General features: G+C 58.8%; 12 protein-coding genes and 1 tRNA gene. 6 read left to right on the forward strand and 7 right to left on the reverse strand.

Annotated features, from left to right (window positions below):
• Positions 1–150: 150 nt before the first annotated feature.
• From M7Q83_RS10595 to M7Q83_RS10605, 3 genes are all read left to right on the forward strand, one after another.
• Positions 151–1308, forward strand: a complete 1158-nt coding sequence (locus M7Q83_RS10595; RefSeq protein WP_298338352.1) for a hypothetical protein — start codon at positions 151–153, stop codon at positions 1306–1308.
• A gap of 16 nt (positions 1309–1324) precedes the next feature.
• A tRNA-Glu gene (locus M7Q83_RS10600) sits at positions 1325–1397 on the forward strand.
• A 283-nt stretch (positions 1398–1680) separates the two neighbouring features.
• Positions 1681–2778: a TIGR04053 family radical SAM/SPASM domain-containing protein gene (locus M7Q83_RS10605; protein WP_298338354.1), complete on the forward strand. Its 1098-nt coding sequence runs from the start codon at positions 1681–1683 to the stop codon at positions 2776–2778.
• Between the two features lie 56 nt (positions 2779–2834).
• Here the strand turns inward: M7Q83_RS10605 and M7Q83_RS10610 are convergent, their stop codons facing one another.
• On the reverse strand, positions 2835–4700 hold the full coding sequence (locus M7Q83_RS10610; protein WP_298338356.1) for a hypothetical protein: 1866 nt from the start codon (positions 4698–4700) through the stop codon (positions 2835–2837).
• 561 nt (positions 4701–5261) lie between these two features.
• A complete protein-coding gene (locus M7Q83_RS10615; protein WP_298338358.1) occupies positions 5262–7406 on the reverse strand; it encodes an MMPL family transporter in 2145 nt (714 codons plus the stop codon).
• 45 nt (positions 7407–7451) lie between these two features.
• Here M7Q83_RS10615 and M7Q83_RS10620 point away from each other — a divergent pair, with 45 nt between their 5' ends.
• The 3 genes from M7Q83_RS10620 to M7Q83_RS10630 all read left to right on the forward strand — a co-directional run bounded on the left by M7Q83_RS10620 (position 7452) and on the right by M7Q83_RS10630 (position 11898).
• The gene (locus M7Q83_RS10620; RefSeq protein ID WP_298338361.1) at positions 7452–7922 is read left to right on the forward strand and encodes a MarR family winged helix-turn-helix transcriptional regulator; all 471 of its coding nucleotides are present in this window, start codon (positions 7452–7454) and stop codon (positions 7920–7922) included.
• A gap of 247 nt (positions 7923–8169) precedes the next feature.
• The gene (locus M7Q83_RS10625; protein WP_298338363.1) at positions 8170–9270 is read left to right on the forward strand and encodes a DNA repair exonuclease; all 1101 of its coding nucleotides are present in this window, start codon (positions 8170–8172) and stop codon (positions 9268–9270) included.
• A complete protein-coding gene (locus M7Q83_RS10630) occupies positions 9271–11898 on the forward strand; it encodes an AAA family ATPase (protein WP_298338366.1) in 2628 nt (875 codons plus the stop codon).
• On the opposite strand, the gene M7Q83_RS10635 is transcribed toward M7Q83_RS10630, so the two are convergent.
• Genes M7Q83_RS10635 through serS form a run of 5 tightly spaced genes read right to left on the reverse strand, consistent with a single transcriptional unit; the run spans position 11882 to position 14637 of the window.
• On the reverse strand, positions 11882–12382 hold the full coding sequence (locus tag M7Q83_RS10635; RefSeq protein ID WP_298338368.1) for a GNAT family N-acetyltransferase: 501 nt from the start codon (positions 12380–12382) through the stop codon (positions 11882–11884). The two genes, M7Q83_RS10630 and M7Q83_RS10635, sit on opposite strands and share 17 nt — an antisense overlap.
• A 7-nt stretch (positions 12383–12389) precedes the next feature.
• Positions 12390–12776, reverse strand: coding sequence for a succinate dehydrogenase, hydrophobic membrane anchor protein (gene sdhD, locus M7Q83_RS10640; RefSeq protein WP_298338370.1), 387 nt, complete (start codon positions 12774–12776; stop codon positions 12390–12392).
• Positions 12776–13150 carry a succinate dehydrogenase, cytochrome b556 subunit gene (sdhC, locus tag M7Q83_RS10645; RefSeq protein ID WP_298212195.1) on the reverse strand — a complete coding sequence of 125 codons (375 nt, stop codon included), beginning with the start codon at positions 13148–13150 and terminating at the stop codon, positions 12776–12778. The genes sdhD and sdhC overlap by 1 nt, the downstream gene beginning before the upstream one ends.
• Complete coding sequence (locus M7Q83_RS10650) at positions 13147–13272, reverse strand: hypothetical protein (protein WP_298338372.1); 126 nt, start codon at positions 13270–13272, stop codon at positions 13147–13149. The genes sdhC and M7Q83_RS10650 overlap by 4 nt, the downstream gene beginning before the upstream one ends.
• Before the next feature lie 21 nt (positions 13273–13293).
• On the reverse strand, positions 13294–14637 hold the full coding sequence (gene serS / locus M7Q83_RS10655; protein WP_298338374.1) for a serine--tRNA ligase: 1344 nt from the start codon (positions 14635–14637) through the stop codon (positions 13294–13296).
• Positions 14638–14651 lie beyond the last annotated feature (14 nt).

Here is a 14651-nt window from a genome sequence, read left to right on the forward strand (position 1 = left end):
TTGCAGGTGCCCCGGAGCAAGCCGCTTAGTGGTCTTGCGAGGCGATGGAATGGACTACCATGAAATCGCTAACTGTTCATGATGGAATGAGGCAGGGCCCAAATTCGTTAGGGTAGAGGCAAAGCCACCGTGTAGAAAGAGTACGAAACATTGTCAGCCCGTATTGCACTGATGGGATCAGGAGAGACCGCCCCTTCGATGGTCAAGGTTCACCGTGCCCTCCTTGACTCGCTCGAGGCGCCAGCACGCGCGGTCCTGATCGACACCACCTATGGGTTCCAGGAGAACGCCGATGAGCTAACCAAGAAAGCACAGAGCTTCTTCGCCGAGAGTCTGACCACGGACCTTGGAGTTGCTTCCTTGCGACGTGCAAAGGATGCCAGCGCGCTGGAGATAACGCGCTTTCGCCGGGAGTTGGAGTCGGCGAACTACATCTTTGCTGGACCTGGCAGTCCCAGCTACGCCCTCGGCAACCTGCACCAGGTCGGTGCAGCAAAGATCTTGGAGGAGCAGTTAGCTCGTGACGTGACGCTCTGTTTCGCCAGCGCTGCGGCGGTGACGACGGGACGTTATTCCATCCCGGTCTATGAGATCTACAAGGGCGGGAGCGATCCCTATTGGCAGGATGGGCTCGATCTTTTGAGCGTCTTTGGGATCGAAGCAGCCGTTGTGCCCCACTTTGACAACCATGAAGGTGCGACCCACGACACGCGTTTTTGCTATATCGGAGATCGCCGCCTGCGAATGCTCGAAGCAGCGTTACCTGATGGAGTGCCCGTCATTGGTATCGATGAGCACACCTGTGTAACGATCGACGCGACGGGCCGAGTGGAGGTATTGGGGAAGGGGCTCTTGACGCTTCGCCGTGATGGCCAAGCCCAGGAGTATCCATCCGGATCGGTGCTCGATGTCGACTCGCTTGGACTCTCTCATCGCCAAGAAACACGGTTATCCCAGCGGACAGTCGTGCAAGAGACAGACTCGGCGCAGCAGCGCTTTCGAGAGGCACTGGGTGCCTATCGTGTTGACCAAGCGATGGCTGAGTTGGCGGCCACGATTGCAGACAAGCACATCGAGGATGCGATGTCGATGGTTGGGGAACTCGATGCGGCACTGGTGGACGGGTTTGTCGATCGCAAAGAGTTGTTAGATCCGCTCGTCCAACTCGTCATCGAGCTTCGGGCCAGCGCGCGTGCGGCCAAGGATTTCGCAGCTTCTGACAAGATTCGTGACGGAGTGGCGGCGTGTGGCATTCTCCTTGAGGATAGTGCCGAGGGCACAACCTGGAGATTCGCAACCTCCGACTAGAGTAGTTGGGTCCCGAGCCCCCATCGTCTAGCGGCCTAGGACACCGCCCTTTCACGGCGGCGACACGGGTTCAAATCCCGTTGGGGGTACTTCGCTGTTGCAAGGCAAGCGCCGAACGACCGATGTGTGAGCGTAGGCTGTTCGGACGTCCCTAACCGATTTGGCGAGCGAGCACCCAAACGGTCTTGTCGTCACCGCCTAGCCTGTGGCAAAGGATGCGAACTCGCAGGGCCAAAGGTCCATTTTCTGCACTGATCCTCTTGAAGCTCTGGAAATCAGGTTTACCATAACCTATGGGGTTCGATCACCGGCTTGGGTGATCCAATCCGTTAGATCACCGCTACGGGATGGAGGTGGATGGTGCTGTCCACGATGAAAACTGCACGAGATGTTCGTTACGATCAAACACCGCAACTGGTCTTTTGGGAGACCACGAAGGCGTGCCCGTTGGCTTGTCGACACTGTCGGGCGGATGCGATCTCTTGTGGCCTGCCCGATCAGCTCACCACCGAGGAGGGTATCGACCTTATCGATCAGATCGCGAGTTTTGGCCAGCCGAGTCCTATTCTGATCATGACCGGTGGCGATGTCTTGATGCGGACAGACCTCGATGAACTGATCGTCGCCGCCAAGGCTCGTGGCGTGCGTGTGGCCCTCGCCCCTGCGGTGAGTCACCTGCTCTCAGAGGAGCGGGCCGAAGAGTTGCGAGGGTTGGGTGTCCGGTCGGTTTCCATCTCGCTCGATGGGGTCGGTGATGTCCACGATCAGATTCGAGGGGTCAATGGTCATTTCGCACAGACGGCACAGGCTATCGATGTGTTGGCGCGATTGGGCTTCACGGTACAGATCAACTCGACGGTGATGGTGGATACCGTCCATGAATTGCCCAAAATCGTCGCCTTCCTTGTCTCCAAGGGCATCAAGATCTGGGAGGTCTTCTTCGTGATTGAGGTGGGTCGAGGCGTCTCGATGCTCTCGTTGTCTCCCGAGGGGAACGAAGATGTCGCCAACTTTCTCTACGACATGAGTGGTTATGGACTCGTGGTGCGCACCGTCGAGGCTCCCTTCTTCAGAAGGGTGGTTCGCGAGCGCCAAGAGGGGAAGAGGACCACCGGTCCTCTCTACGATGAACTCGTCGCTGGGGTGCGGCGTCGTATCGGGGCCCCGATACATGCCAACCGTGTGGCGCTGGCGAGCACTCGTGACGGCAAAGGGATTATCTTTGTCGCCCACAACGGTGATGTCTATCCGTCGGGATTTCTCCCGGTAACCCTTGGTTCGGTCCGTGAGCAATCGCTCGTGTCCATCTATCGGGACAACCCTCTATTGGGCGACATCCGGGGAGCCCGGTTCCATGGGAGCTGTGGTAGTTGTGACTATCGTGACCTCTGCGGTGGCTCACGCTCACGGGCCTTTGCCTCGTTTGGAGATCCTCTCGCCTCAGATCCGGCCTGTTTGATGGCCAACTAGGAACGACCAAAGGGCCGTCGTCTCGTGAGACGGCGGCCCTTATGGAGTCGCATGGTTTAGGTTTGGGGGTTGGCGCCCGCGGCTACTGCCTGTGCCCAGGTGTAGCTGTAGGAGAGGGTGTTGATCTGGGAGTTTGCAACCTCGGTGAGGACTGTTGCATCTGACTCAAAACCAGCCCATCCGCCGAGTGACGATTCGTTGATGGAAGCAGCTCCCATCACCGGGGTGTAGTTGCCGGTGTTAGGGACGAGAATATTGCTTCTGTGTCCCCAACATCCAGACGATGTCGGGCTGGTGCAGGCCAAGTTGCTCGTGTCGCCGGCACCGCCCCACCCGTCGTTGTACATCCAGTCATACATGCTGCCAGCGGTGGAGAAATCCTCCGCCCAGTTGGCGTAGAGACCGATCGCCCACGGGCCGGTAGAGAAGGTCGCCTGGGAGATCGGAGGATCGGTGTTGGCTGCAGAACCCTGCGCCGCTAGCGCGTTGAGCGAGTTCACCAGACCATAGACCGGTACCAAGCCTCTCGAGACCCGTTCTTCGTTCACCAACACAAAGAGCTGATCAATGGCGGGGAGCTGATAGAAGTTGTTGGGTAGCGTCATGGCGGGAAGTCCCTGATCGGCTCGACCGTTGTTCAGGGCCGTAACAGCGCTCTCCTCACAGGCGGTGCTATTGGCGATCTGTCCGGCATCGACGTCGTTGGTACAGCTTGAGTAGTAGTCCGGGTTCGGTGCGATGTTGGCGGTAGGATTCACCAGCGCGCTCGCAGGCGGTGGGCTCTGGTGTGAGGTATTCACGTTGGGAGTACTTGCATTCGGCGCCTGGGTCGTCGTTGTGGTATTGTTGACGCCCTGTCCACCACTGCCCGAGGAGGTGTTCCCTGGTGCTGGCAGGCTTGGCACATCACCCTCGTTGGGCGCACTACCAAAGTTATAGACCGCCCCATCGCTTCCGGCTAGCCAATAACCAGTGCCAGCTGGGTCGGCCGCAATCGAGACGATGGGCGCTGGGAGCGGGTGAGTCCCTCCGAGGCCGGTGTAACCTTGGGTCATCGCATCACCCTCGTTGGGCGCACTACCAAAGTTATAGACCGCCCCTGTTGAGGAGACGAGCCAGTAGCCATTCCCGTTCGGCGCCGCTGTACCGCCAACGATCCGACCGTTGATTGGGTGACTCCCGCCGAGGCCAGTGAAGCCCTGCGTATAGGTTGATCCGAAGAACTTTGCGTTGCCAAAGTCAAAGACCCCACCATCGGCCGCCACGAGCCAATAGCCACCACCATCAGGCGTGGGTATGATCGCCACAATCGGAGCAGCAAGCGCATGCGCTCCAGAGAGCCCAGTGAGCCCATAGGTGTAGGTGGAACCTTTGAAGGGCGCACCACCAAAGTCAAAGACCCCACCATCGGCCGCCACAAGCCAATACCCAGCTCCCGTTGGGTTCGCGGCCATCCCCACAATCGGAGCAGCAAGCGCATGCGCTCCAGAGAGCCCGGTGATGCCATAGCTGTAGGTGGAGCCGGAGAACTTTGCCGAACCGAAGTTGAAGACTCCTCCGTCCTTGGCCACAAGCCAATACCCAGCTCCCGTTGGGTTCGCTGCCATCCCCACGATCGGAGCAGCAAGGGGATGCGCTCCGGAGAGCCCGGTGAGGCCGTCGGTATAGGTGTTGCCGTCGAAGGCCGCATCGCCGAAGTTGAAGATACCTCCATCTTGGGCGGCCATGAGATAGCCCTTGCCACTCGCACTTGCGGCGATGGCTGTGATGGGCCAGGCTGCAGTGACGCGAGTCCTTACTGTCTTAGTTGGCGATGCTTGCGCGACGTGCGCAGCCGTCGAGATCACCGTACTCGTAGCTCCGACCCCGACGAGGCTCAAGCCTCCGGACATCGCGAGTGCTCCGAGCAGTCTTACTGCCATCTTTGGCGCCATTTCGATCCATCCTCCTTGTAAGCGTCTTAATGCGACTCCAATTAGGGAGAAAACGCTTACAGTGAGAGATATCGGTAGGCACGACGCAGTAACTTGACCAAATTCGTATAAAAACAGATGAGTATTTTGATAAGTGGCAAACAACAAGCCGTGTAGGACTACGAGTGGTGACAGCTATCGAACTATCGGCCGTGATTGGCTGAGGCTTGGCTGGGGTCGGGATGGTGGGGGGTGTCCTACTCCGGTCGCCGATACTCGACCGGCGAGGAGTGCTGCACGTCCTGAGTTGCTCTGCTGATTCGCCCAGTGATGGGCGAGAGCATGTGATTCTCTGGAGGAGAGGTGAGAAAGAGCGCGGTTGCGAGCCGCCTAAGTGCACGGGTGCTGTCCCTTGCACTGATGAACCACGAACGACCAAAACCTCCGACGCCACCGAGTTGTAGTGATGTGCAAAATGGTATGGTGTAGCTCGCCGGGGTTATGAGTGGTATCACTTGGTCCAGCGGTCGCCGCTCCAGCGGGTGGCGACTGGACTGGGTTTGCTCTCGCCTAACGAGCTACCGGCGTGCTGATGGGTGGCGCTGCCGACGCGCCGCTCGTCTCGTTGGGCGCTCGGTTGGGCCACCAGGTTGGCACCCACCAGTTCAAGCGGCCAAAGAGCTGGATCAGGGCAGGGACAGCGATCCCTCTGATGATGGTGGCGTCAACGAGGATGCCGATCCCTAGACCCGTCGCCAGCACCCGGATGTCGGTGAGTGGCGCAGAAGCAAGCGAGGCGAAGGCGAGGAACAGGATGAGCGCAGCGCTCGTTACCAGTTTGCCTGTCCTCGAGAGACCGTTGATGATCGCTGTTTGTGTCGATTTGGTCACATCGTACTCTTCTCGGATGCGCGTGAGAATAAAAACCTCGTAGTCCATCGAAAGGCCGAAGAGGAAGGCAAAGGTCGAGATCGGAATCCAAAAGGTGATGGCACCGGTGGCGGGAATACCAAAGATGAGTTTGGAGAGATGACCGGATTGCCAGAACCAGGTGAGAATGCCGAAGGTGGCCGCAAGCGAGAAGAGGTTGACGATCACTGCCTTGATGGCAAGGATGATACTCCTGAGCGCTGTCGAAAGTAGGAGGAACGTCAAAATGGCGATGATGCCGAGCATCAGCGGCGTTTGCCCATAGATGGCGTTGGTGGAGTCGAGGTCGTTGGGTCCGAGCCCGGCCACGCCGATAATGGAGGGATGGTGCTGGGCGAGTGAGTCCAGTGCATTGACGGGAGCGAAGTTGGCGGAGTTGACGGTTTCGACGTTCGGAATGGCAATAACATCGGCGAGTCCGCTTCGGGTGCCTGATAGGCCATTTGGATGCGCGGCCCCGACGATCCCTGGGGTCGATCGTACCATGGACGTCACATGCGCGGCCTGACTCGGTTGCTCTATGACCTCCATCGGCGACAGGATGCCGGGCATATACCCTGCACGCAAGAGTGCGTGATAGGTAAGAGCGGCAGGAGTTGAGCTTGATTGGCTTCCGGCCTGATCCTGTCCGAGTCGAATGCCAAAGATCGGTAATGCAAAGATGACGATAAGCACACCGGCGAAGATTAACGATGGCCAGGCATGGCTCGTGATGAACGTGCCAATGCGATGCCACGTAGGAGAGCCACCTTGGGCGATCTTTCGATGGGGCCAGTCGAGACGTTCACCGACGAGCGAGAGCAGGACCGGCAATAATGTGAGCACGACTGCGATCGAGATGACCGGGATCAGCACCCCTCCGATTCCAGTGGACCGTAACAGCGGTACCGGTAGCACGATCAACGCAAGGAGTCCGACGGCGACGGTGACGCCAGAGAGTGCGACGGACCGGCCAGCGGTCGCCATGGACATCAAGATCGCGTCTCGATTGTCAAGGCCATTACCTCGCTCTTCACGCCAGCGCGTGACGATGAGCAGCGAGTAGTCGATGGCGATACCGAGACCGATGAGCGAGACCAGAAACTCGACCACAAACGCTACCGAAGTGAGGTAGCTAAGGCCAAGCAGGATGAGGAAGGTAGCCAAGATAGAGACAGCCGCGATCACCAACGGAATAATCGCCAACACCGAGGCAAAGACAAAGGCGAGGATGGCCAGTGCCCCTACCCCAGCGATGATCGTCTCGGCTAAGACGCCGAATCCGGAACTCTTACCGGCAGAGGCGAGTTGGGCCTCTCCGGTGAGTGCGACGTGCAGTGTGGGGAGGTCGTGGCTGAGCCTAGCGGTGATCTGGTTTGGCACTGTGGAGGGGGCGAGTGAGGTGGGAGGTCCGCCGAAGAGGTAGACCACCTCGTCACCATGCTGGAGCAGATCCAGTCCGGGCGCGTTGAAGGAGTCGACAAAACGAATGCTTGGGTACTGTTGGGCGACTGAGGTGAGGGCGTTCGCGACGGTCGGTGTCGTGGCGTTGTCCACGCCAGCGATCACGGCGATCGCTGGTGGATTCTGGCCACCATTGCCAAAGTGTCGCAAGATCTGCTGTGAGGCAACGTAGCCAGGCTGTCCGGGAGTGGCAAAGTTGTAACTCAGTCGACTGACAACCTTGCCGGCGGCAACGCCACCAGCGAGGAAAAGCAGAACCCAGACGATAACCACTAGACGGCGATGAGCGAGTACGCTACGACCTAGCTTACTAAAGAAATTATTCGGAACTGAATTATTCATCGTTGTTCAATATAGTTGCTGGGTTGGCCAACTAGTGTACCTAGGGTGACCAACCGTGATCGTGAAGAGCTGCGCCCCTTTGGTGAGAGTGTTGCCTTCATGCTGTCGTTTCTCGGAGCCATGGAGACGCAGAGTTTTCGCTCGTTGATGACCTCTCTTTCCCTGGAGCCTCGAAGCTTTGGCGTCCTTCGCGTCCTCGCCGAGGTCGGGTCACTCACTCAGCATCGCCTCGCTGAGCGCGCGCACGTCCCAGCGAGTACCTTGGTCGCCATGCTTGATGATCTGGAGGCTAACGGCCTCATCGCGCGCAGCCCTCACCCCGGTGATCGGCGTGCCCATCAGGTGCGCTTGACCACGCAAGGGCGTGAGGTGGTCGACCGGGCAACCGTGCTCGCCTGGCGCCACGAGGAGGCGGTCACTGCTGGCTTTTCACCCGTAGAGCGCCAGCAACTGCTGGCGGCCCTCTCCCGGATTCTGCAAAATCTCAATGAGCAATCTCATGAGCAATCTCAATGAGCAGTAGTGGTCTTGGGGTACTCGTTCCCTGAAGCGGTGGTCCACGCATGCAGCATCTCTCTGGTGGGCAATCCGGCCAGAGTGGAGCTTGGAGGATGCTCTCGACGTAACATGGGTGGGCACCAGTGCAACGAATGATCGAGGGCTCTGCGATCCAGGCTGTAGGATCATCAACACGAGCATGCTGGTAACCCCCGAGTGCTCTGATAATCCCGAGTGCTGTGCTGGCGCCAATGAGGAGGCCTTGATGGTGAAGTTTATACACACCGCGGACTGGCAGATTGGCGAGACCTTTCGTTTCTTTGGCGAGCGATCGCTCTATCTCAAGGATGCGCGCCATGCGGCGGTGGAGCGTATTGCACAGCTCGCCGTCGATGAGAGGGTTGATTTTGTTCTCGTCGCTGGTGATGTGTTTGAGTTTGCTCGTCCGGACCGAGTCTCCTTGCAGCGGCTCGCACGAGCGATGGAACGCTTTGAAGGCCCCTGGCTTCTTCTCCCGGGTAATCACGATGCAGCGGTTCCTCACGGAATCTGGGATCAGCTTGCGGATGGGTCAATCTTTGGTCCTGGTGTTGTCCTCATGACGACTCCCTCACCGATCCTGCTCGATAGCTGCGCGACGGCTGTCCTTCCCGCTCCACTGCAAGCACGCTATGCCGGGCGTGACCTCACCGAGGACCTCGACCGCATGGAGACGCCTTCTGGCTACGTGCGGGTTGGAGTCGCTCATGGCGCGGTGAAGGGCATCTTGCCGGAGATGGCCGAGGCCAACAATCCGATAGCCTCTGATCGGGCGCGCCAGGCCAGTCTCGATTATCTCGCGCTCGGCGACTGGCACGGGTTCTATCGTATCAACGAGCGGACCTATTACAGCGGTACTCCGGAGACGGATCGATTTACCCACAATGACTCTGGTTCAGTTGCCGTCGTAGAGATCGCAGCCCAAGGAGCGCTCCCAGCAGTATCGCTGCACCGGACGACCCGTTTTGATTGGCACGAGCAGACCGTAACGCTTGGGAGCCAGACGGATCTCGCACGTCTCGAGCAGGAGCTCCAGAGATTCAATGCTACTGATGTCGTGAAGCTGTCGATTCGTGGCTACGTCGACTTGGAGGATCTCGAGGCCCTCAATAGGCTTGAGGAGGTGATGCGTGCGCGAGTCCAAGCACTTGATTGGGATGTCTCTGAGGTGGAGATTTCGCCCACCGATGATGAAATCGCCTCGCTAGCACTGGCGGGTGTGCATGGTTTCGTCCTTTCGCGTCTGCTCGAGCGTCGAGATGCGATCGATGCACGTGTTTTTCGCCGCGCAGTACTTGAGCTCCTCGCGCTCGACGAGGTGCATTAGATGCAGCTTCTCTCGGTCCATCTGGAGAGGGTAAGGAAATTTCGGGAGCCCTTCGAACTCCATGGTCTGAGCGCAGGCATCAACCTCATCCACGGACCAAATGAGGTGGGTAAGAGCACCATTCAGGCTGCTATCGCAGCGGTTTTCACGGAACGCTATAGCTCTCAGGCGCCGCAACAGGATCTCGCCCCCAACGACATGCCTGACGCCCGACCCTTGGTACAGGTGACCTTCCTCCATGAGGGGGTGACCTATGAGCTGTCAAAGGAGTTCTATCGGCGAGGTGGGACCTGTGTGTTGCGTAGCGGTTCGACGGTGTTGAGTGGAGATGAGGCCGTTGCGCGCCTAGTCGAACTCTTTCGTTTCGAGGCACCTCAGGCTCGCGTCATCACCGAGAGTCAGCTTGGGCTCCCCGGTGTGTTTTGGGTGCCTCAAGGCAGGTCGCTTGGTGCGCAGGCTGCCATGGAGCATGCGCGCAGCTTCTTCGTCCGTGAGATTGGTGAGGAGATTGGGTCCTCACGTGAGACTGCAGCCGATGCGCTGATCGCCCGGCTGGAACGTGTCCGAGGTGAGGTGGTGACCCCAACGGGCAGAGGAGGACCCCTTGCTGCGGCTAGGCGAGAGCTGGAGGCGAGCATGGCAGCCCTCGCCGAGCAAGAACAACGCAAGTCGAATTCAGAGGGTCTTCGCGACCGCTTAGAGCAACTACAGGCCAGACTTGGCTTGCTTGTATCCCAGGGTGTGGAGGCGATGCTGATCGAGGAACTTGGCCTGCATCAACGGCGCAAGGAGGAGCTGTCCCGTGCCTTGGAGGAGCGTGCCCGTGTGGCGTCAGCACTGGCAGGCCTCGGGGATCAGATTGGGTACACCGAGGAACGTTTGCATCAACTGGCCGAGGAACAGGCACAACTCGCCGAGGCTAGGCTTGCCATCGCTGATGTCGAGCGTTCCATCAATGAGTGCCAAACGACACTCACTTCTCATCAGGAGGCTCGCGCGACCCTCGGGGCTAGGACCGCAGCGATGGCGGCGAAGCGAAGGTTTCGGGATCTCATGCGGGACCGTCAAGAGCGCCAAGATCAGCTCTCTTCGATCGATGAGCAGGATCGCCAGCTACGATCAGCGCTGGTAGAGGTAGAGGAGATTGTTGGACAGATTAACGAGATCCAGGATCGCTTGGCTGGTTTGGAGTTTGGTGAAGGGAGCGAGGTGCTCGCCCAGCTCGAGGCGAGCGTGGCCCAGTTGCGGTCCCGACTTCAGACGCTCTCTACGATGGTGGCGATCGAGGTCGAGGAGGTTGACCGTCTCTACATCGATGGACAGTTAGCGTCGGGTTCACGTGTGCTCATGCTTGAAGAAGAGATGACGCTTGCGATCCCCGGTGTCGTCAAGATCTCCTTGACTCCCCAAGAGAGTGCGGCAGTGTTGCGAGAGGAGCTCAACGGCAAAGACAGCGAACTCCAGCGACGCCTGGTGGCCCTTGGAGTCGAGAGCGCTGCCGATCTACGGCTGCGAGAGCGCGAATATCGCGAGTTGACGCTCTCACTACAGAACCTCACCCGAGAGCGGATGCGCCTGGAGGGGGAGGGGGAGAGCATCCCAGAGCGTTTGGCGAGACTCGAACGTCTCCGTGAGGCCCAGACTGCGCGACTGAGAGACATCGAGACGGAACTTGGCGAGCTCAGTGATGTCGATGACGGAGATCAGTCCTTGGAAGATCTCGATCAACTCACGACGATGAACACCTTTCACGCTGCAGAGATTGACCGACTTGAGGGTGAACTGGGGACACTCCGCCGCGAGCAAATCCGCCTGAGCGAGGCGATCAGTTGGCTGCAGACTTCGGTGGAGCGCCAAGGTGACGAGCAGGGAATGAGTGCGCTGCAGGTGCAGCGTGAGGAGTTGGTGTCTCAGCGAGCCGAACGTGTGGCGGAGCTGGAAGTGCTAGGGCAATTGATTGGATCGGAAGACCTTGCGACGGTGGAAGATCGCATCACCAGCTACGAGGAGCGCCTCGGAGAACACCGCCTGCAGGTCCAACAATGCCGCGAGCAGCGACAGGAGGTCCTCGGGCAGATGCGAGCAGATCCGTTCTCCGAGGAAGAGTTGGCTGCCGCCGAGGTGAAGGTGGAACAGGCCAAACTGCTGGTCACCTCGCTTGAGGAGCGCAGCAGTGCACTTACGGTGCTGATTGAAATCGCAAGAGACATCGTCGCCGAGGTTCAGCACGATCTCAACGCCCCGATGCAGGGTCGGATCAACCGCTACGCTCAGCAACTCTTTGGAGAGGCGGCGGTCGAGCTCGATGACTCGTTTGCGCCCCAGCAGCTAGTCCGCGGGCGCACCTGGGAGTCGATCGACCGGCTGTCATGGGGGACCCGTGAGCAGATGGCGCTGCTCACCCGACTCGGCGTCGCCGATCTGATGGCAGAACGTGGGGTACCGGTCTTCTTGATGCTCGATGACGCGATGTTGAACGCCGATGGCGTGCGGTTGATGCGGTTAAAGTCGATTCTCAGTTCTGCCCAACAGCGTTACCAGATACTGCTGTTCACCTGCCGGCCAGAACTCTTCTCTGATCTGGTCGGAGCCCGAAGCTATGAGCTTGGAGCTACTCCACACTCTTGAGATAGACGAACTCTTCGCCCGCATCCTGGATGCGTGAGAAGCCCAGGTGCTCCAACACCCGCTGTGAGCCAAGGTTGGTCGGTAGCGTCGTCGCTCGTACCACCGCCACCTCTCTCGCCTGCTCAGCAATCTGGAGGAGAAGTGAAACCGCTTGGGTGGCGCATCCGCGCCCGCGTTGGGAACCGACGATTCCGTAACCGATCTCGACCGTTTCATTGACGGGTGCGCCGTGGAACCCGGCTCCACCGATGAGGAGACCACTTGCTAGGAGTACCTGGTAGTGGCACCACGGAAATGGCCCCTCTTGCCGTTCGAGCGCACCAAGGGCGATGAAGCGGTCGCCGTTCGAGGGGTAATCGCTTGCCCAGTTGGACTGGCGCTCCCCCCTCGCGATCGCCTTGCACGTAGCGATACCCAGGGGAGTGAGGTGGACCAGGGCATGCTCTGCCGTCGCGTGGTTGTCTGCCGTCGCGTGGTTGTTCAATGAAGCCTTACTTGAAGGTCAAGACAGTGATGGTGCCGAGCAGGAACAGACCACTGCCAACCACGTAGAGCAACGCCTTTGTCAGTGTGCGCTTTAAGGGCTTCTTCACATAGTCGTCGATGATGGTCCGTAGGCCATTACCGCCGTGGAGCAGTCCCAGGACCAGTAACCACCAGTCAAAGAGCTTCCACCATGGGTTCGCCCATCGTCGGGCCACAAAGCTGACGGTGGTGTTGGTGACATCGTTTTCGATGTGCATGATGTACATGTGGATGAGTGCGAGGAAGAAGAGGATGATTCCGGAGACACGCATGAAAAACCACGCCCATGTCTCAAAGTTCTGACGGGAACTCCGTTGCCCTCTTCCTTGACTCCTGGTCAGTGCGGCTGCCATCAGTGTGCTCCTAGAAAGAATGGCTTGACGATGAACCAACCACCGATGATGGTCAACACGATCGCAAGCGACAGCATGAAGTTAAAGACGCCCTTTTCATTCTTGATGACACCGGGCCAGAAGTCGATCATGATCACGCGCAAACCGTTCAGCGCATGATAAAGCAGCGCGAACAACAGCCCGACCTCGAAGAGGCGGAGAAAGATGTTGCCATAGAGCTGGTGGATCTGGTTGTAGACGTGCGGATCGTTGAGTGTTGAAACGTCGACGATATGGAGCAGCAGGAAGAGAAACACCAAGAATCCGGTAACTCGATGGAGAACGAAGGCCCATTGGCCGCTCTTGCCCTTATAGACCGTAGCCCCTTTGCTCACCGGACCCTCCTCACCCAGCGATTACCCCACATGGTGGTGGAGAACACATAGATCGCAAACCCAACAATACCAAGGGCGATGATGCCCAACGCCGTAGCAAAGATAACTTGTGCAGTACTCACATGAGTTACGCTAGCAAGGAATCAGCGGTTTTTGGAAATCGGCGGAAGAGATTTCTCCGATTTCGTGATGGTGGTTCCGCGGAAGTACGGAGCCAGCACCTCGGCGAGGAGGACGCTGCCGTCTGGCTGGCGACCGATCTCGAGCATGGCCGCAATGACCCTTCCCCAGGCCAAGGCTGATCCGTTGACCGTGTAGACGTAGTTCACGGATCCGTCGCTTGAGCGATAGCGGATATTGGCTCGCCGTGCTTGGTAATCGGTGAAGAGGCTCACCGAACTCACTTCGAGCCATTTGTCCGTTCCCGGAGAGAAGACCTCAAGATCGAAGGTTCTTGCCGAGGATTGGCCGAGATCGCCCGTACACAGGTCCAGTACGCGATAGGTGAGCCCCAACGCCTGCAACAGGAGTTCTGCTCGTCGGAGTACTTCGAGAAAAAGGTCATGGCCTTGATCGGGGGTGCAGTAGGAGAGGAGCTCCACCTTGTCGAATTCGTGTAGGCGTAGTAAGCCTCGTGTGTCGCGACCAGCAGCACCGGCCTCACGACGGAAGCAGGGAGTGTAGGCGGCAAAGCGAAGAGGGAGTTGGGCCTCCTCGAGGATCTCATTACGCCCCAACGAGGTGAGCGGTACCTCGGCGGTAGGAATCAGATAAAGATCGTCGCGTTCGATAGCATAGGCTTCATCGACGAACTTCGGGAGATGGCCGGTTGCCTGCATGGTCTCTCGCTTGACCAGGGTGGGTGGACGGATCTCCTCGAAGGCCTCGGCGTGCATGTCGAGGGCCAAGCTGGTCAGCGAGCGCAACAGTCGTGCCCCAGGGCCCCGATACATGGAGAACATCGATCCGGATATTTTGGTGGCGCGTTCGAAGTCGAGAATGCCCAATTCAGTGCCGGTCTCCCAATGGGGGACTCGCTGATGGTCGGCGAAGGTAGGCAGCTCGAAGTCCTCTACCCCGCGATGACCATCCTCTGGGGACCAGTAGCGCACCACCCGGTTGTCACGCTCGTCCTCGCCGATCGGTGCCTCCTTAGCGGGCAGGTTCGGCGTAACCAGCCAGATCGCGTCGCGAGCCTCAGTGAGTTCGCTGGCACGCGTCTCTAACTCCTTGACCTGTTCACCGAGGGTACGGGAGCGCTCTTGGGCTTGGGTCGCCTCATCGACCTGGCCGGCACGACGGAGTTCGCCTACGCTCTTGGAGAGCTGGTTGATCGAGGCACGAATCTCGTCACGCTCAGCCAAGGTCCGTCGCAGCTCGGTATCGAGTTCGAGGAGCTTGGCGACCTCATCGGAGGGGACGTTTCGGGTGCCGAGCAACCTGGTGACTCGGTCAGGGTTTTCTCGCAGGATTCGCAGATCGATCATAGACTCTCTAGGCT

Origin of the sequence: Ferrimicrobium sp. (assembly GCF_027364955.1) — a bacterium.
GTDB lineage: Bacteria > Actinomycetota > Acidimicrobiia > Acidimicrobiales > Acidimicrobiaceae > Ferrimicrobium.

Coding starts and splice junctions, on each gene's coding strand:
- M7Q83_RS10605 (WP_298338354.1), top strand. CDS start 1,681: ATGAAAACTGCACGAGATGTTCGTTACGATCAAACACCGCAACTGGTC.
- M7Q83_RS10610 (WP_298338356.1), bottom strand. CDS start 4,700: ATGGCAGTAAGACTGCTCGGAGCACTCGCGATGTCCGGAGGCTTGAGC.
- M7Q83_RS10615 (WP_298338358.1), bottom strand. CDS start 7,406: ATGAATAATTCAGTTCCGAATAATTTCTTTAGTAAGCTAGGTCGTAGC.
- M7Q83_RS10625 (WP_298338363.1), top strand. CDS start 8,170: ATGGTGAAGTTTATACACACCGCGGACTGGCAGATTGGCGAGACCTTT.
- M7Q83_RS10630 (WP_298338366.1), top strand. CDS start 9,271: ATGCAGCTTCTCTCGGTCCATCTGGAGAGGGTAAGGAAATTTCGGGAG.
- sdhD (WP_298338370.1), bottom strand. CDS start 12,776: ATGGCAGCCGCACTGACCAGGAGTCAAGGAAGAGGGCAACGGAGTTCC.
- serS (WP_298338374.1), bottom strand. CDS start 14,637: ATGATCGATCTGCGAATCCTGCGAGAAAACCCTGACCGAGTCACCAGG.